The 16,625-nt window shown below is 71.9% G+C and carries 17 protein-coding genes; 6 read left to right on the top strand and 11 right to left on the bottom strand.

The genetic code is table 11. The features are described 5' to 3' along the window. The first annotated feature begins 87 nt into the window (after positions 1-87). On the top strand, positions 88-2,238 hold the full coding sequence (locus tag FHU36_RS32330) for an MMPL family transporter (protein ID WP_185087897.1): 2,151 nt from the start codon (positions 88-90) through the stop codon (positions 2,236-2,238). Here FHU36_RS32330 and FHU36_RS32325 read toward each other — a convergent pair. The 3 genes from FHU36_RS32325 to FHU36_RS32315 form a co-directional block, all read right to left on the bottom strand. Continuing rightward, positions 2,230-3,033 carry an aminotransferase class IV family protein gene (locus tag FHU36_RS32325; protein ID WP_185087896.1) on the bottom strand — a complete coding sequence of 268 codons (804 nt, stop codon included), beginning with the start codon at positions 3,031-3,033 and terminating at the stop codon, positions 2,230-2,232. The genes FHU36_RS32330 and FHU36_RS32325 overlap by 9 nt on opposite strands. A 136-nt stretch (positions 3,034-3,169) precedes the next feature. Then, positions 3,170-3,601, bottom strand: a complete 432-nt coding sequence (locus FHU36_RS32320) for a PPOX class F420-dependent oxidoreductase (protein WP_185087895.1) — start codon at positions 3,599-3,601, stop codon at positions 3,170-3,172. An 80-nt stretch (positions 3,602-3,681) separates the two neighbouring features. Further along, positions 3,682-4,680 carry a helix-turn-helix domain-containing protein gene (locus FHU36_RS32315; RefSeq protein WP_185087894.1) on the bottom strand — a complete coding sequence of 333 codons (999 nt, stop codon included), beginning with the start codon at positions 4,678-4,680 and terminating at the stop codon, positions 3,682-3,684. A 71-nt stretch (positions 4,681-4,751) separates the two neighbouring features. On the opposite strand from FHU36_RS32315, the gene FHU36_RS32310 reads away from it, so the two are divergent. Beyond that, positions 4,752-5,075: a cupin domain-containing protein gene (locus FHU36_RS32310; RefSeq protein ID WP_185087893.1), complete on the top strand. Its 324-nt coding sequence runs from the start codon at positions 4,752-4,754 to the stop codon at positions 5,073-5,075. 18 nt (positions 5,076-5,093) lie between these two features. On the opposite strand, the gene FHU36_RS32305 is transcribed toward FHU36_RS32310, so the two are convergent. From FHU36_RS32305 to FHU36_RS32295, 3 genes are all read right to left on the bottom strand, one after another. After that, complete coding sequence (locus FHU36_RS32305) at positions 5,094-5,465, bottom strand: YybH family protein (protein ID WP_185087892.1); 372 nt, start codon at positions 5,463-5,465, stop codon at positions 5,094-5,096. Beyond that, positions 5,462-6,121 carry an SDR family NAD(P)-dependent oxidoreductase gene (locus FHU36_RS32300; RefSeq protein WP_185087891.1) on the bottom strand — a complete coding sequence of 220 codons (660 nt, stop codon included), beginning with the start codon at positions 6,119-6,121 and terminating at the stop codon, positions 5,462-5,464. The genes FHU36_RS32305 and FHU36_RS32300 overlap by 4 nt, the downstream gene beginning before the upstream one ends. A gap of 112 nt (positions 6,122-6,233) precedes the next feature. Continuing rightward, a complete protein-coding gene (locus FHU36_RS32295; protein WP_312891997.1) occupies positions 6,234-7,232 on the bottom strand; it encodes a cation diffusion facilitator family transporter in 999 nt (332 codons plus the stop codon). 193 nt (positions 7,233-7,425) lie between these two features. Here FHU36_RS32295 and FHU36_RS32290 point away from each other — a divergent pair, with 193 nt between their 5' ends. Then, a complete protein-coding gene (locus FHU36_RS32290) occupies positions 7,426-7,719 on the top strand; it encodes an ArsR/SmtB family transcription factor (protein ID WP_312891996.1) in 294 nt (97 codons plus the stop codon). A 19-nt stretch (positions 7,720-7,738) separates the two neighbouring features. Here the strand turns inward: FHU36_RS32290 and FHU36_RS32285 are convergent, their stop codons facing one another. From FHU36_RS32285 to FHU36_RS32270, 4 genes are read right to left on the bottom strand one after another with little or no spacing between them, the layout of a single operon-like run. Continuing rightward, complete coding sequence (locus FHU36_RS32285; protein WP_185087888.1) at positions 7,739-8,779, bottom strand: ABC transporter ATP-binding protein; 1,041 nt, start codon at positions 8,777-8,779, stop codon at positions 7,739-7,741. Further along, positions 8,776-9,627, bottom strand: coding sequence for an ABC transporter permease (locus FHU36_RS32280; protein WP_185087887.1), 852 nt, complete (start codon positions 9,625-9,627; stop codon positions 8,776-8,778). Before FHU36_RS32280 ends, FHU36_RS32285 begins: the two co-directional genes overlap by 4 nt. Before the next feature lie 5 nt (positions 9,628-9,632). After that, positions 9,633-10,406 (bottom strand): molybdate ABC transporter substrate-binding protein, encoded by a 774-nt coding sequence (modA, locus tag FHU36_RS32275; RefSeq protein WP_376774181.1) that lies wholly within the window; start codon positions 10,404-10,406, stop codon positions 9,633-9,635. Between the two features lie 19 nt (positions 10,407-10,425). Beyond that, positions 10,426-10,833, bottom strand: a complete 408-nt coding sequence (locus tag FHU36_RS32270) for a TOBE domain-containing protein (protein ID WP_185087885.1) — start codon at positions 10,831-10,833, stop codon at positions 10,426-10,428. A 220-nt stretch (positions 10,834-11,053) separates the two neighbouring features. Here FHU36_RS32270 and FHU36_RS32265 point away from each other — a divergent pair, with 220 nt between their 5' ends. Together FHU36_RS32265 and FHU36_RS32260 are read left to right on the top strand one after the other, a co-directional pair. Further along, positions 11,054-12,262 carry an alpha/beta hydrolase gene (locus FHU36_RS32265; RefSeq protein WP_185087884.1) on the top strand — a complete coding sequence of 403 codons (1,209 nt, stop codon included), beginning with the start codon at positions 11,054-11,056 and terminating at the stop codon, positions 12,260-12,262. A 249-nt stretch (positions 12,263-12,511) separates the two neighbouring features. Continuing rightward, positions 12,512-14,431, top strand: a complete 1,920-nt coding sequence (locus FHU36_RS32260; RefSeq protein ID WP_312891994.1) for an APC family permease — start codon at positions 12,512-12,514, stop codon at positions 14,429-14,431. 11 nt (positions 14,432-14,442) lie between these two features. Here the strand turns inward: FHU36_RS32260 and FHU36_RS32255 are convergent, their stop codons facing one another. Further along, on the bottom strand, positions 14,443-15,168 hold the full coding sequence (locus FHU36_RS32255) for a GbsR/MarR family transcriptional regulator (protein WP_185087883.1): 726 nt from the start codon (positions 15,166-15,168) through the stop codon (positions 14,443-14,445). Positions 15,169-15,438: 270 nt separating this feature from the next. Between FHU36_RS32255 and FHU36_RS32250 the strand changes: the two genes are divergently transcribed. Then, positions 15,439-16,608: a serine hydrolase domain-containing protein gene (locus FHU36_RS32250; protein ID WP_185087882.1), complete on the top strand. Its 1,170-nt coding sequence runs from the start codon at positions 15,439-15,441 to the stop codon at positions 16,606-16,608. The last annotated feature ends 17 nt before the right edge of the window (positions 16,609-16,625 follow it).

The raw sequence follows: 16,625 nt of genomic DNA, 5'->3' as shown, positions 1-16,625 counted from the left end.
TTGGAGAACTCTGTGAATCGCGATTCACACCCCGCTCCCAGACCGGGCACAGCGCGGCTGAAGATCGTCTTGCTCCACTGGTCCGCCATGGAGAGACTGTCCGCCTTCGTGCTGCGGCGCAAGGGCATGATCACACTGCTGGCCCTGGTGGCCTTCCTCGCCGGCATGGGCGCGACCCCCCTCGCGATCCAGCGCCTGGCGGAGGAGTACGCCCATCCGGGAATGCCGGCGTTCGACGCCAACCAGGAGATCGTCAAGGTCTACGGCAACGGCGGGTACCAGCGGCCGTTCGTCCCCGTCGTCGTGCTGCCGGTGGGACAGGGCGCCCAGGGCGCCGAGGACGCGATCGGCCGGGCGTTCGCCGCCGTCTCGGCCGCACTGCCCCAGGCCCGCGTGGTCTCCTACGCCGACACCGGTGACCCGCGCCTGGTCGGCTCGGACGGGCGCACCACGTTCGGGCTGGTGTTCCCCGGCACCTACAGCGACGGCAGCCCGCCCGGCGGCGGGCTGGGCGAGACGCCGGACGAGAGCCCCGTCATCGTGGCGGCGATGCGCCCGCACCTGCCGCCCGGCAGCACGGTGCACGTGACGGGCCTCGACACGCTGGCGCCCAGTGTGGACGCGGGCGGGGTGGACGTGCCCGCCAAGATCGGCGTCGGGGTGCTGGCCGCGGTGGTCGTGCTGGTGCTGGTGTTCCGCTCGCTGCTGGCCTTCGTCCCGATCCTGATCTCCGCACTGGCCGTCTTCGTGTCGTTCGTCGCCATCCTGCTGCTCACGCTGGTGACGACGGTCCACGACGTGGCGCTGACCACCATGCCGCTGCTGGGACTGGGCATCGCCGTGGACTACTCGCTGCTGCTGGTGGCCCGATGGCGGGAGGAACAGGCCAACGGCCACCGCGGCGACGAGGCTGTGCACCGCGCCATGGCGGGCGCCGGGCGGGCGGTGCTGTTCAGCGGCGTCGCGGTGGCCGTCGGGCTGGTGACCATGGTCGTGCTGCCGGTGCCGTTCCTGCGCAGCCTGGGCCTCGCCGGGATGATCATCGCGGGCGTGAGCGTGGCCGTGACGCTGACGGTCCTGCCGGTCCTGCTCGCGCTGTCCGGGCAGCGGCTGGACCGCCGCCGCCCGGACAGCGCGAGCAGTCCGCGCTTCCGCCGCGAGGCCAGGGCCGGGCGGGCCTGGTCGGCCTGGGCCCGTGGAGTGGTACGGCTGCGCCGGCCGGCCGCGCTGGCGTCCGGCGGCCTGCTGGTGGCGTTGACCCTGATCGGCCTGGACGTCAACCTGGGGCTGCCGGAGAGCCGTCACCTGCTGAGCACCGGCGCCGGCCACCAGGGTCTGACGGCGCTGCGGAGCGCCGGCGTCCCGGCGGGCGCCATCACGCCCATCGACGTCCTGGTCACCGGCGACCCCGCCGCCACGGTCCGGCGGATCAGGGCGGTCGAGGGCGTCGCCACCGTCCTCGCGCCCGACAGCGCGGCCTGGCGGCGGCAGGGGACGGCGGTCGTGTCGGTGCTGCCCGTGGCCGAGAACGGCACCCCCGAAGGGGAGGCGACGATCACGCGGCTGCGCGAGGCCGTGCCGGACACCGTGCGGGTCGGCGGCAACGCCGCGCAGAGCATGGACTTCCAGGCCCACGCCTACGGCGCCTTCCCCTGGATGCTCGCTCTGATCGCGCTGGTCACGTTCATCATGCTGGCGCGGGCCTTCCGGTCGGTGCTGCTGCCACTGAAGGCGATCGCGCTCAACCTGCTCTCCCTGGGCGCGGTGCTGGGCGCGATGGTGCTGCTGTGGCAGTGGGGCTGGGGCACCCGCGAGCTGCTGGACATCCAGCCCACCGGCTCGATCGGCGAGTTCGTACCCTTGACGATCTTCGCGTTCCTGTACGGCCTCAGCATGGACTACGAGGTGTTCACCCTGGCCCGCATGCGCGAGGAGTACGACCGGTGCGGCAGCACGGACGAGGCGGTGATCGAGGGCATCGGCCGCACCGGGCGGCTGGTCACCTCGGCGGCGCTGATCCTGTTCGTCTCCTTCGCCGCCCTGGCCATGACCCCCGAACTGGACGTCAAGGTGTTCGCCAGCGGCCTGGCGCTGGGCATCCTGCTGGACGCCACGCTCATCCGCGGCGTGCTGGTCCCGGCCGTGGTGGCGATGATGGGCCGCTGGAACTGGTGGCTGCCCGGCTGGGCGGCGGCGCTGCTCCGGGTGCGGCCCTCCCCGGCCGGCCGGTCACGGTGAGGTCGGCGGTTCGGCCTCGTACGCCTGGTGCAGCACCGCCAGGAAGGACGGCGCCTCGGGCAGGGACACCGAGCCGACCCGGTGCACCGCCACTCCCGGTGTCCACGAGTTCATGACCACGGCCCCCGCCAGCGCCGGCAGGTCGGCGAGCGTGACCTCCTCGACGCGCTGGGGGACGCCGAGGCGGTCGAGCTGCCGGCGGACGATCCCCATCGTGGTCCCGCCCAGCAGCTCGCCCTCGGGCCAGACCACCGCGTCGCCGTCCCAGAAGGCCAGGTTCCAGATCGACCCCTCCGTGAGCCGGCCCCGCCGGTCGACGAAGGCGGCGTCGTCGAAGCCCTGCTCCACGGCCTGGCGGAGGAAGTACGTCTTGGCCACCTCGCCCACGTGCTTCACGGCCGGCAGGACTCGTTCGTACGCGACCGCGGCCAGCGCCAGCGGTCCCCGCGGGCCGGACGCGGCCGGTCCGGTGCGGACCAGCACCTCGACCTCCGCGTCAGGCCCGGCCACGGTGAACTCGCCCGCGGTGGAGTACACCGTGGCCGTCAGCGACAGGTCGGCCGGACCGGCCTCCAGCGCCGCCCGGAGCAGGGCCCGTACCCGGTCGTCGGGCACCGCCTCACCGAACAGCTCCGTCGAGGCGTACCGCAGCCGTTCCAGATGCAGGTCGAGGCCCCGGATCCGGCCGCCGCGGACCTGCATGGCGGTGAAGTGGGCGTAGCCCGCGAAGGCGAGCGGCGCCAGTTCGTCGGCGGTCGTCGGCCGGCCACTGCGTTGCACGGCGAAAGAGGTCACGTGTCACTCCAGGCGGGACAGGTCGGATGTGCGAAGGAGCGGATCCCGGCCGCGACGTCCGGGACCGCACCGCTGGACCTGACGCTAGGGCTTCACATCAGTGACAAGGTCAACCTCGTCCGCCGGCTCCTCGCCGTCAGCCGATCCTGGCGCCGTACACGTGGTCGACCGTCATCGTCATCAGCACCCTGCGGTCGGACACCATCACCGACCGGTACTCGTCCCAGTCCGGGTGCTCCCCCGCGGCGAGGCGGTAGTACTCCACCAGCGCCTCGACCTCGGGGCCGTGCGGGTCGGTTCCCGGCCCGGTGAGCGTCGCCGTGCCCTCGGCGGTGGCCCACGCCCAGCCGTCGGGGCTGGTGACCTCCAGCGCGGCTCGCGGGTCCCGGCGCAGATTCGCCGTCTTGGCCGCCCCCTCGTTCATCGACACGTAGACGACATCGGCCTCCTGGTCGTAGCAGGGCATGACGGGGGAAAGCTGGGGGCGGCCGTCCGACTTGATCGTGGCGAGGACGCCGAGCCGGCTTTCCGCGAGCAGCGCGCGTGGGTTGAACGGTGTGGCGGTCATATCTGGGGCCAAGTCCTGCCGGGATGCCGGTTATTCCTGGTGGGTCGGAGCGTGGAAGGGCTCGGGCGATCCGCGATCCGCTACCCGCGCGCCCGGCTCGGCCCGCCTCCCGGGGCTCGGCCGAGATGAGGGCCGGCGCCGAACGAGCGGCGGTAGGCGGCGGGCGTGGTGCGCACCATGGCGTGGAAGCGTCTGCGCAGGTTGGCGGCCGACGACAGCCCGACCCTGGCCGCGATCGTCTCCACGGGGAGGTCCGTCTCCTCCAGCAGGGCTCGGGCCGCCATGACGCGCTGCTGGAGCAGCCAGCGGCCGGGGGCGACGCCGAACTGGTCGGCGAACCGGCGGGCGAGCGTTCGAGGAGAGATCCCGGCCTGTACGGCGAGGTCGCCGACGGTGAGCGGCTCGTGCAGCCGTTCGACGGCCCAGTCGAGGAGGGGCGCCAGCGACTCCGGCGGGTGGTCGGCGGGCGGCGGAGCGGCGTACTGCAGTTGCCCGCCCTCCCGGTGCGGCGGCATGACCATGTGCCGGGCGATCTGCGCGGCGTGGGCGGCGCCGTGGTCGGTGCGGGCCAGGTGCAGGCACAGGTCGATGCCGGCGGCGGTGCCGGCGCTGGTGGCGATGTCGCCCAGGTCGATGTACAGCGTGTCGGGCTCGACCTGGACGTCGGGGAAGCGGGCGGCGAGTTCGGCGACCATCCGCCAGTGGGTGGTCGCCCTGCGGTGGTCCAGCAGTCCAGCCTGCGCGAGGAGGAAGGCGCCGGAGCAGATCGCGACGATGCGGGCGCCGCGCCGGTGGGCCTGCCGCACCGCGTCGAGCACGGCGGGCGGGACGGGCCGCTCGGGGCGTTGCCAGCCGGGGATCACCACCGTGTCCGCGGCCTCCAGCGCGGACAGCCCCTGGCCGACCACCATGTCGTAGCCCGCCAGGGTCGCCACGGCGCCCGGCCGCTCCGCGCAGACGCCGAACGCGTACCGGGCGGGCAGGCCGGGCCGGCTCACGCCGAAGACCTCGGCGGCGCACGCCAGCTCGAACGTGGACTGCGGCGGCAGCACCAAGGCGACCACCCGATGAGCACCCATGGCACAAAAGTACCTGTAGACGTCAATCCAGACACTGGGCCGCTACGGCCGGCACCGCGACGATGGGGTCCATGACGCAAGAGTCCGCAGATGTTCAGATCCTGCACGTTGACGAGGTCGAGCCGGTGGAGGTCGTCCCCGGGATCGTCCGCCGGCGCCTGCCGGCCACGGAGTGGGCGCGCGGGTGGATGTACGACTTCGCCCCGGGGACCGAGTGGCCCGAGGTGGACGTGCACGACGGCGAGGAACGCTACTACGTGGTGTCGGGAGAGTTCATCGACCGTGGGCAGCGCCTCGGGCCGGGCAGCTACGTGGTGTTCGCGCCCGGAAGCACGCACCGCCCGCGCACCGAGACCGGCGCCCGCATGCTCGGCATCAGCATCCTCGCCCGGTAGCCGCCCCGTGGCCGTCCGTCATCGTCGGCTGGCGGCGTGATAGTGCCGGATCAGCCACCTGTCCGCCTCCTGCCCGGCCACGACGGACAGGCGCACCGGATGCGTGTCACCGGCCGGGGCGGTGAAGGTCAGGTCCGCGAACCCGTGCACGATCCCCCGCTCCAGCCAGCCGGCGGACAGCACCGTGGCCCGCGCCGTCACCCCCGCCGGCACCCGGGCGTAGTAGTCGGAGATCTGCTCCCGTCCACGGCGGAGTTCGGGTTCGATCCCCTGGAAGAGCGCGTCGCCGCTGAACAGTGCGATCATCTCGCTCGGGCGGTGCGCGTCGAAGGCCTGCCGCCAGCGGTGCAGCAGCTCGGCCAGAACGCCGGCGGCCGCGGAGCCGGTCACCGGGAGCCGCCGGCGTGCAGGGCCTCTCGCTCCCACCGGTGCCGCGGTTGCGTGTGCAGCCGCCAGTAGTGTTCGGCGATGTCGTCGGGGTCGAAGTCGGTCCCCGGGGCGACCGGCCCGGCCACGGTGATGCTCGCCACGTGGACGCCGGACGGCCCGTACTCCACGTCCAGCAGCGCGACCAGTGTCCTGACCCCTGCCTTGCCCAGCGAGAGGCTCACGTACCGGGGCTTGGGCTCGGGCATGCCGCCGGTGATGAGGAACGTTCCGCCGCCGCGGGCCGCCATGGCGGGCGCGAGGTGGGCGGCGGCGTTGAGCGCGCCGATCACGTTGACCGCCCACGCCTCCATGTGGCCGCGCACCGACAACTCCCCCGGCGCGTCGGCCTGGATGATCGCCGCGTTGTACACGACGACGTCGGGCACGCCGTGCTCCTGGACGGCCTTGTCGAGTGCGGCGCCCAACGCGTCCTGATCGGTGCTGTCCGCCGCCGCCGTGACGACCGGCACCTCGTGGGACCTGACCGCCTCGGCCGCGGCACGCAGGGTCCGGTCGCCGCGTGCGATCAGGGCGATCGGCAGCCCCTCCCGGGCGAACCGTCGCGCCACCGCCTGCCCGATCCCCGGACCGGCCCCGATGATCACTGCGCCTGCCATGTCGTCTCCCCTCACGTCTTCGTGCGATCACCGGTGACGCTAAGGGGTCACATCCATGTGAAGGTCAACACGTCACCCCGCAGGGCGTCGTCCGGGGCCACCTGCCGGGGCGCTACCGGTGCGTGGCGAGCACGGCGTGGTGATCGGCGCCGGCCGGGCCGTCGGGATCGGCGTGCACCGTCGCCGCACGCAGCCTCGGCAGCTCGTGGATCAGCCGGTGCTCGGCCTCCACCGCCACCGCGTGCGCCTCGATCAGCGACGCGTCGTGCCGTACCGAGATCTCCACCTCGGCCCGCAGCGCGTGCCCGATCCAGCGCAGCCGTACCGCCCCCACCCGCGCCACCCCCGGCACACCGGCCAGGATGCGCTCGGCCTCGGCCACGAGATCGGGGTCGACGGCGTCCATCAGCCGGTGGTAGATCTCACGGGCCGCGTCGCGCAGCACGAACAGGATCGCCACCGTGATCAGCAGACCGACGACGGGGTCGGCCGGCGCGAACCCGAGCGCCGTACCGCCCGCGCTCAGCAGCACCGCCAGCGAGGTGAAACCGTCGGTGCGCGCGTGCAGACCGTCGGCCACCAGCGCCGCCGAGCCGATCTCGCGGCCGACCCTGATCCGGTAACGGGCCACCCACTCGTTGCCCACGAAACCGACCACCCCGGCCACCGCCACCAGTCCCAGCGCCCGTACGTCCTGCGGATCGACCAGCCGCCTGACGGCCTCGTAGCCGGCCAGCCCCGCCGAAGCGGCGATCAGCATCACGATGACGATCCCGGCCAGATCCTCGGCCCGGCCGTAGCCGTAGGTGAACCGGCGCGTGGCCGCCCGCCGCCCCACCCAGAACGCGATCGCCAGCGGCACGGCCGTCAGCGCGTCGGCGACGTTGTGCAGCGTGTCGCCCAGCAGCGCCACCGAACCCGACCAGGCCACGATGACCGCCTGGAGCGCTGCGGTGACCATGAGCACGGCGAACGAGATGCCCAGCACCCGCATGCCCTTGCTGCTGGACTCCAGCGCACTGTCGGTCTTGCCGGCGCTGTCATGACTGTGCGGGGTGAAGGCGTGGCCGAGCCTGGCCGCCAGCGCCCGCACCCCGCTGCCGCGCCCCACGTGCCCCTGACCGTGACTGTGACTGTGACTGTGACCGTGACCATGTCCGTGACCGTGCTGCGGGGGATCGAGCTGCGCCATTGGCCTGCCTCACTTGCCATCGACCCGTTTGCCCGGATTATATGTATCCATGTATGCACGCGACAACGGATCAGGTGCGACCCCTGCGCAGGAACAACCGACAAGCGCGCAGGTGGAAGCCGCCGTCGCCGCCTTCCGCATGCTCAGCGACGCGACCCGGCTGCGGCTGATGTGGTTGCTCACGACCGGCGAGTACGACGTCGGCTCCCTGGCCACGGCCATCGGAGTGGCCCGGCCGTCGGTCTCCCAGCACCTGGCCAAGCTCCGCCTGGCCGGGCTGGTCCAGACCCGTCGCGAGGGCCGCCGCGTGCTGTACCGGGCCCGCGACGCGCACGTACGCGCTGTGATCAACGAGGCGCTCTTCCACGCCGACCACGAAGTCTCGGGAATCCCCCGGCACGACTGATGGCGGCTGCCTCACCCGCTCATGCGGGGTAGGCGTGCGTCTCGGTGGCCTTGACCGAGGCCCAGATCCGCTGGCCGGGGCTCAGGTCGAGGTCGGCCACGGCGGCCGGGGTGATGTCGGCGAACGCGGCGATCGGGCCGTCGAGGTGCACGCGGACGTTGTCGCCATGCCGTTCGATGCCCTCGATCCGGGCCTGCCAGAGGTTGCGCGGGCTGCCGTCCGGGCGGGAGCGGTAGAGAGCAACCGCGGACGGCGGGAACGCCACGAAGGCGGGCCCGTCGAGGTGCTCGGCCGCGCTGAGCAGCAACTCGCCCACCATGACGTGCCCGCCGTCGGCCTGCCCCCGATACAGGTTGAGCCCGACCAGCCGCGCCACGTAGTCGGTGCGCGGGTGGCCGGCGACCTCGGCCGAGGTGCCCTGCTGGACGACGGCGCCGTCCTCGATCACGATCAGCCGGTCGGCCAGCACCATGGCGTCGAGCGGGTCATGGGTGACCAGGACGGTGGCCCCGTCGAAGTCCGTCAGATGGCGGCGCAGGTGGGAGCGGATCTCCAGCCGGGTGTGGGCGTCCAGCGCCGCCAGCGGCTCGTCCAGCAGGAGCAGGCGGGGCCGTACGGCCAGCGCCCGGGCGAGGGCGACCCGCTGCGCCTGCCCGCCCGAGAGCTGGGAGGGCCTGGCCGCCGCCCGGTCGGCCAGGCCGACGCGCTCCAGCAGGGCCGCGGCTGTGCGGCGGGCCTCGGCCTTGGACACGCCGTGACAGCGCGGGCCGAAGGCGACGTTGTCGAGCGCGGACAGGTGCGGGAAGAGCAGGTAGTTCTGGAAGACCATGCCGATCGGACGGCGCTCGGCGGCCAAGGTGTGCAGCGGCCGGCCATCCAGGCTGATCTGCCCGCCGGACGTGGCGGTGAGCCCGGCCAGGGCGCGCAGCGCGGTGGTCTTGCCGGCGCCGTTGGGCCCGAGCAGCGCGACGACCTCGCCCGGTGCGACATCGAGCGTGATGTCGAGGGTGAAGGCGGGCCGGTGGACGACCAGCCGCGACCGCAGACCGTCGGACGTCATGGACTGTTCACCCACCGATCGCGCAGGCCGGCCAAGATGACCACCGAGACGAGCAGCAGGACCAGGCTGAGCACGATGGCGGCCTCCGGCTCGGTCTCCAGGGCCAGGTAGACCGCCAGCGGCATCGTCCGGGTGGTGCCGGGGAAGTTGCCCGCGAAGGTGATCGTGGCGCCGAACTCGCCCAGCGCCCGCGCCCAGCACAGCACCGCGCCCGCCACCACACCCGGCATGATCAACGGCAGCGTCACCCGGCGGAACACCGTCCAACGCGACGCCCCCAGCGTCGCGGCGGCCTCCTCGAAACGCCGGTCGGCCGCGCGCAGCGCACCCTCGACGCTGATCACCAGGAACGGCATCGCCACGAACGCCTCGGCGACGATCACGCCGGCCGTGGTGAAGGGCAGCGTGATCCCGAAGGCGGACTCCAGCCACTGCCCGAGCAGGCCCCGCCGGCCGAGCACCAGCAGCAACGCCACGCCGCCGACCACCGGCGGCAGCACCAGCGGCACGGTGACCAGAGCCCGCACCAGCCGCCGCCCGGGAAACTCCACCCGGGCCAGCAGCCACGCCAGCGGCACCCCGAGCACCAGGCACCCGGCCGTGGCGACGGTGGCCGTCACCAGCGACAGTCGCAGCGCCTCCATCACCTGGGGCTCGGCCAGCCGCTGGAACAGCGTGGGCCAGGGCGCCCGGATCAGCAGCCCGGCCAGCGGCGACACCAGGAAGACGAGCCCTGCCACGGCGGGCGCCATCAGCATCCAGGGCAGCCGGCCGGAGACCTCACGACGGCCGGCCGGACCGTCCGGCGGGTCCGAGCGGCTGTGGCGCCGTGCCTGCGAAGAGGTCATCCGCGTCAGGGGGCCCCGAAGCCGGCCCTGGTCAGCACGTCTCTGCCCTGCCGCGACGTCACCAGGTCGACGAACCGCCGGGCGAGGTCACCGGCGGGAGCCTTCGACAAGGTCGCGATCGGATAGTCGTTGATCGCCTGGTCCGCCTCGGGAAAGGCGATGCCGGTCACCTTGCCCGCCGAGGCGATCACGTCGGTCCGGTAGACCAGCGCGGCGTCCACCTCACCCAGCTCGACCTTGGTCAGCGTGGCCTTGACGTCCTGCTCCAACGTGACCGGCGTGACCTTCAGCCCGGCCGCGTGCAGCGCCTTGACCGCCGCCGCCCCGCAGGGCACCTGCTCGGCGCACAACGCGACCTTCACCGTGCTGCCGGTCAGATCTCTCAGCTCGTCCACCCTGGCCGGGTTGTCCTCGGGCACCGCGATCTCCAGCTTGTTACGTGCGAACGTCACCGGCGAACTCGCCTGCGACGCGTCGGTGACCGTCTTCATCGTCGCCGGGCTGGCGGCGGCGAACACATCGGCGGGCGCCCCCTGGATGATCTGCTGGGCCAGCGTGGCGCTGGAGCCGAAGTTGAACGTCACGGTCGTACCGGGATGGGCCGCCTCGAAGGATCTGCCGAGCTGGGTGAACGTGGCGGTCAGCGACGCGGCGGCGAACACCGTCACCTCCTTGGCCCCACCGGCGGACGTGGACGCGGCCGGTCGGCCCGAGCCGCAGCCGGACAACCCGGCGATCGCGAGCGCGACGATCGCCCACCGGGAAAGACGCCTGAACACCAAGGGGACTCCCTACAAGCTACTGGTCGACGCGCTCGTGGCCGGGGATCTCGACGACGACGTTGGTGGACTTGATCACGGCCACCGCCACCACGCCGGGCTCCAGCCCCAGCTCGTCCGCGGCCTGACGGCTCATCAGCGACACCACCCTGAACGGGCCCGCGGCGATCTCCACCTGCGCCATCACCGCGTCCCTGACCACCTCGGTGACGATGCCGCGGAAGCGGTTGCGCGCCGAGGAACGGCCGCCGTCGCCGACCTCCTCGATCTGCGACCGGGCGAAGGCCGCCAGGTCGGCGCCGTCGACCTGGCGATGGCCGTGCTCGTCCCGCACGGCCGCCAGCCGGCCCGCGTCCACCCAGCGGCGGACGGTGTCGGCGCTGACCCCGAGCAACGCGGCGGCCTCGCTGATCCGGAACGTCGTCACAAGACTCCACCATACCCTTCGCACATTCCAGCCCGAAGACCCCTCTGTGAGTGCAACAGCAACACGATCTCGGTCTTCGCCATCGCATCCACGAGATCAGAGTCACGTGCGCGCACGGCTGGGGACCGATGCGCCTCACCCTGCGGTGGCGTACGCCGAGACTATGTGCGTACAATGTTCGCATCGAGAGAACAGTGTTCTCATGACCGAGGGAGGACCCATGACGACGACCACCACCAGCCCGACGGCCGAGCGTCCCCGCAGGGCCCGGAAGAAGAGCCCGTGGCGGCGACTCCTCCGGGGAGCGGCCTGGACGCTGTGCGTTCCGGTCATCGTCCTGGGGATCGCGTTCTTCGCCCCACGCCTGCCGGTGGGCCCGGTCCAGGACGCGCTCGGCATGACGGCACTGTTCGTCCCCTGGCTGACGGGCTTCCTGACGATCTGCGCGATCGCCGCGGCCGTGACCGCGGCGGCGGCGTGGCGCTCCGGCCGCCGCGCCCTCTTCGGCACCGGCGCCCTGGCCTGCCTGCTGGGCGTCCTCATGGTCGCCGTGCCGTGGGCCGCGGCCGCACGGACGGCCGAAGTCTCCTGGCCGGAGTACTTCGCCTCGCCGGCCACGGCGCGACCCACCGCGACGGAGACGTACGCCGGCATCGAGGGACAGGACCTCAAGGCCGATGTGTACCTGCCGGACACGCCCGCCCCGGGCAAGCCCGCGCTGCTCTACGTCCACGGCGGCTCGTGGAACTCGGGCACCCGCGCGGACAGCGCCCCGTGGCTGCGCTGGATGGCCGACCAGGGCGTCGCCGTCTTCTCCGTCGACTACCGGCTGGCGCCGCCGCCGCGCTGGCAGGACGCGGTGGGCGACGTCAAGTGCGCGCTCGGGTGGGTCCGCGGCAAGGCCGCCGAGTACGGCATCGCGCCGTCGAACGTGTCGATCGCAGGCGACTCCGCCGGTGGACAGCTCGCTCTGATCGCCGCCTACACCGTCGACGACCAGCGGTTCCGCCCGTCCTGCGACGTGCCCGAGGCGCCAGTGAAGTCCGCCATGGGCTGGTACGCCCCGACCGACCTCCCCGCCCTCCTCGACCGGACCGGCCTTCCCGGCGTGGCGGCCGGCGCCCTCGGCGACTATCTGGGCGGCGGCGTCGACACCCGCCGCGCCGCCTACGAGGCGTCCTCCCCGGTGAGCCACGTGCGGCCCGGCCTCCCGCCGACCCTGCTCGTCCAGGGCGACCGCGACCACATGATCCCCGCCACCCAGGCCGCCGACCTGGCCGGCAAGCTCCGGGGAGCGGGCGTGCCGGCCACCGCCGTGACCATCCCCTGGGCCGAGCACAACTTCACCGGCCAGTGGGGAAGCTGGGGCTCCCAGATCATGCGGCCGCACGTGCGCGCCTTCCTCCAGCAGCACGTGCTCAACGGCTGACCTGTCCCCCACCCGCTCAGTCCGGCCGGGTGACGGCCGGCGGGGCGCGTAGAGATCGCGTCAACATCCGGGTGGACGGCGTATGGAACTCGTCAAGATGCGGCGAAATGCCCAGATCGTACGGTTGACTCTCCCAAGCCGTCTCCCCGAGCGGCCCCGGCACGTCCTTGCTCAGCGCACCACCGGAGACCTCATGGCCCGCATCCTCCCCACGATGCCGAACCCGCCGCGGTCCGCATCGGCGACCACGTGACCGGCCTGGCCGGCGAGACGGAGTCGGGCCTGCGGGCATGGCTGCTCAAGGGACTGCAACGCTCGGACCCGGCGACCAGCGGCCCCCACCACGAGGAGCCCGCCGACCACCAGCACCGCTGGTGGCAGGTGATGTGTCTGACCGGGGTCGACTACTTCTCCACCCTGGGCTACCAACCCGGCATCGCCGCGCTGGCCGCCGGCTCGCTCAGCCCGATCGCCACCTTGCTGCTGGTGGCGCTGACCCTGTTCGGCGCGCTGCCGACCTACCGGGCCGTCGCCGGGGAGAGCCCGCACGGCCTCGGGTCGCTGTCGATGCTGGAGCGGCTGCTGCCGGGCTGGCGAGGCAAGCTGCTGGTGCTGTTCCTGCTGGGGTTCGTGGCCACTGCGTTCATCGTGACCATCACCCTGTCGGCGGCCGACGCCACCGCGCACATCCTCCACAACCCGTTCGTGCCGGACGTGTTCGCCGGCTGGCAGGTGCCGGTCACCCTGGCGCTGATCGCGGCGCTGGGCGGAGTGTTCCTGGCCGGGTTCAGCGAGGCCATCTCGATCGCGGTCGTCCTGGTGGGTGTCTATCTCGTGTTGAACGTGGTGGTGCTGGTCACCGCCGTCCGGCACGTTCTCGCCGAACCCGCCCTGGTCGCCGATTGGCAGACGGCGCTGACCAGCCAGCACTCCAGCCCGATCGCCATGATCGCCGTCTCGCTGTACGTCATGCCGAAACTCGCACTCGGCCTGTCCGGCTTCGAGACCGGCGTGGCCGTGATGCCGCTGGTCAAGGGGGACCTCACCCAGCGGATCAGGGGCGCCCGGAGGCTGCTGACCACCGCTGCCCTCATCATGAGCGCCTTCCTGGTCGTCTCCAGCTTCGCCACCACCGTCCTCATCCCCGCAGCGGAGTTCGCCGAAGGCGGCTCGGCCAACGGGCGCGCCCTCGCCTACCTGGCCCACGAACACCTCGGCGCCTGGTTCGGCACCGCCTACGACCTGTCCACCATCGCCATCCTGTGGTTCGCCGGGGCCTCCGCCCTGGCGGGGCTGCTCAACATCGTGCCGCGCTACCTGCCCCGCTACGGCATGGCCCCGGACTGGTCACGCGCGGTCAGGCCGATGGTGCTGGTCTTCACCGCCATCTCGTTCCTCATCACCGTGGTCTTCGGCGCCGACGTCGAATCCCAGGGCGGCGCCTACGCCACCGGCGTGCTCGCGCTGATCCTCTCAGCCGCCGTCGCGGTCACCCTGTCCGCCTGGACCAGCGGCCGCGTCCGCGTCGCCCTGCCGTTCGCGATCATCACTCTGATCTTCGCCTACGCCACCGTCGCGAACATCACCGAGCGGCCCGACGGTCTGGTGATCGCCCTGCTGTTCGTCGTGGCCATCGTCATCACCTCGCTCGTCTCCCGCGCCACCCGCTCCACCGAACTGCGCGTCACCCGCATCACCCTGGACGACCTGGCCCGCCGGTACGTCAACGAGGCCAGCGAACTGCGCCTCATCGCCAACGAACCCCACGCGCGCGACTGCAAGGAGTACGTCGACAAGGCCCGGGAGGCATGGGAACTGCACCGCCTGCGCACCAGCGAGGGCCTGCTGTTCCTGGAAGTGAGCGTCCCGGACGCGTCGGAGTTCGCCGGCGAGCTGCGCGTCGTCGGCGAAGAACGCCACGGCTTCCGCATCCTGCGGATGGAAAGCCCCACCATCGCCAACGCCATCGCCGCGCTCCTGCTCTACCTGCGCGACGAGACCACCAAAACGCCCCACGTGTACTTCCACTGGGCCGCCGAGGGCAACCCCATCGGCGCCCTCCTGCGCTACCTCGTCTTCGGCGGCGGCGACATCCCGCCTCTCACCCGCGAGGTGCTGCGCCAAGCCGAACCCGAAACCGCCCGCCGCCCCGTCGTCCACGTCGGCTGACAGGCCCGGCTCTAGCGATCTTCCGTTCTTCTCGCCGCGAGATGCCGGCGCCACTGCTCGGCGGCCCGGACCATGTTCTGCCCGACGTGCTCGAAGAACTGGCTCATGTCCTGCAGCCGGGCGCCGGCCGGGGTGGCGGGGTCGAGGATGTCGGCTCCGTTACGGGCGAGATCGGCCAGCGTGGCATTCTGCCGGGCGCTGGCCAGCCAGGCTCGATACCAGACGTCGGCGTCGATGACGTAGCGGTCGCGCCGCCGGCGGGGGTCGCGTTCGCGCCGGATCAGTTCCTGCTGTTCGAGTTCGCCGATGGCCTTGGAGATGGACGCGGGGCTGACCTGGAGACGCTGGACGAGCTCGGCGGCGGTGACGCTGCCGCTGTCGGTGGTGTACAGGCAGGTGAGCACCCGGGCGGTCATCCGCGACAGCCCCGTCCCGATCACCAGCTCGGTGAACCGTTCCTCCAGGTCGTGGACCGCCTGGGGGTCTCGTCCGGGTGCGCCGGTGGCGGTCGGCGGGGTCGGGGCCGTGGCCGGCCTGCTCCGGCGAGCACGGCCTTCGGTCGCCTGATGCGCCCGGTCGGCCTGGTAGCTCTCGGCTCCACCGTTGCGGGCCACCTCCCGGGTGATGGTCGAGATCGGCCGTTCCAGGCGCCTGGCGATCTCGGTGTAGGTGAGCCCTTCGGCCAGTCCTTCGGCGATGTGCCGGCGGTCCTGGTAAGTCAGCCTGCCTCCCGGCATCGGACGTTCGCCTCCTGTTGCTCTGCCGTCCCCAGATGGACAGTATTGCGTTCGCGAACACTTCATTGCAAGAAGCGTTGACAGGTACTTGCATTCAGTCACAGGCCCATTGCAAGTGTCATCGTATCTACCTGCAGTTATGCAGAATGCCTAAGGTTTGTGTTGATAATTTCGTGAACGCAAGATAGCTTTTCCTCAACGCCGAATGAGTACTATCGCGAGCGAGGCAGTCGCGGTCGCGCTGATGTCCCTCGCACGAAAGGAATCGACATGACCAGATCCCTCCCCGCCACGGCAGGACTGCTCATCGCCGCCGCGACGATGGCGGGGGCCGCGATGGTGGCCCCCGCGGCGTCCGCGGCGTCCGCGCCCGGCCATGCCGAGGTGCAGCGCGCCCTGGACCAGGCCGTGGCCAGGAGCGGCGCTCCGGGCATCGTCACCGAGATCCGCGACGGCCGCGCGACGTGGTTCGGCTCGGCGGGTGTGGCCGACACCAGGACCGGCCGCAAGCGTCAGCACCACGAGCGGTTCCGCATCGGGAGCGCCACCAAGGCATTCACGGCGACCGTGGTCCTGCAACTGGCGGCCGAACGCGAGCTGAGCCTCGACGACACGGTGGACAGGTGGCTGCCCGGCCTGGTCAAGGGCAACGGCTACGACGGCGGCGAGATCACCGTGCGGCAGCTGCTCAACCACACCAGCGGGATCTTCAACTACGGCAACGACAAGGAGTTCTTCGCCACGGGGCAGGGAGAGGCGTGGTTCGAGCACCGCTACGACACCTACACCCCCGAGCAACTGGTGAAGATCGGCCTGGCCAACCCGCCCTACTTCGAGCCGGGCAGGGGCTTCGGTTACTCCAACACCAACTACGTCCTGGCCGCGATGATCGTCGAAAAGGCGACCGGCAGGACGTACGGCGAGGAGCTCACGCGGCGGATCTTCCGTCCGCTGGGATTGACCGGGACGTACCTTCCCGGCGGGGAGGCGAAGATCCGCGGCTCGCACCCCCGGCACTACTCCACGCTGTTCTCCCCCGACGCCGACCCCAAGATCCACGATGCGACCGAGATGAACCAGTCCTTCGCCTGGGCGGCCGGCGGCATCGTCTCGACCACCGGGGATCTCCAGCGGTTCTTCGGCGCGCTGCTGGGTGGTCGCCTGCTGCCGCCCGCCCAGCAGCGGGAGATGTTCACCATGGTCAAGACCCAGAACTGGATCCCCGGCACCACATACGGCCTCGGCGTCTTCTCCCAGAAGCTGTCGTGCGGCGTCACGGTCTGGGGCAACGCCGGCGCGACCTACGGCTCGTGGACCTACGCCATGGGGTCCCGTGACGGCAAGCGCATGGTCACCAGCCACGTCAACGGCGACTGGAGCGGCCTCGGCGTCTTCGACGACGTGCTCGCGGCCGAGTTCTGCCCGGCCACGTCCCGGTAGCCGCGACGACGCCGTGG

The sequence above is a fragment of the Nonomuraea muscovyensis genome (assembly GCF_014207745.1).
GTDB classification, from domain to species: domain Bacteria; phylum Actinomycetota; class Actinomycetes; order Streptosporangiales; family Streptosporangiaceae; genus Nonomuraea; species Nonomuraea muscovyensis.
This window is presented reverse-complemented; position numbering and strand designations above follow the sequence as displayed.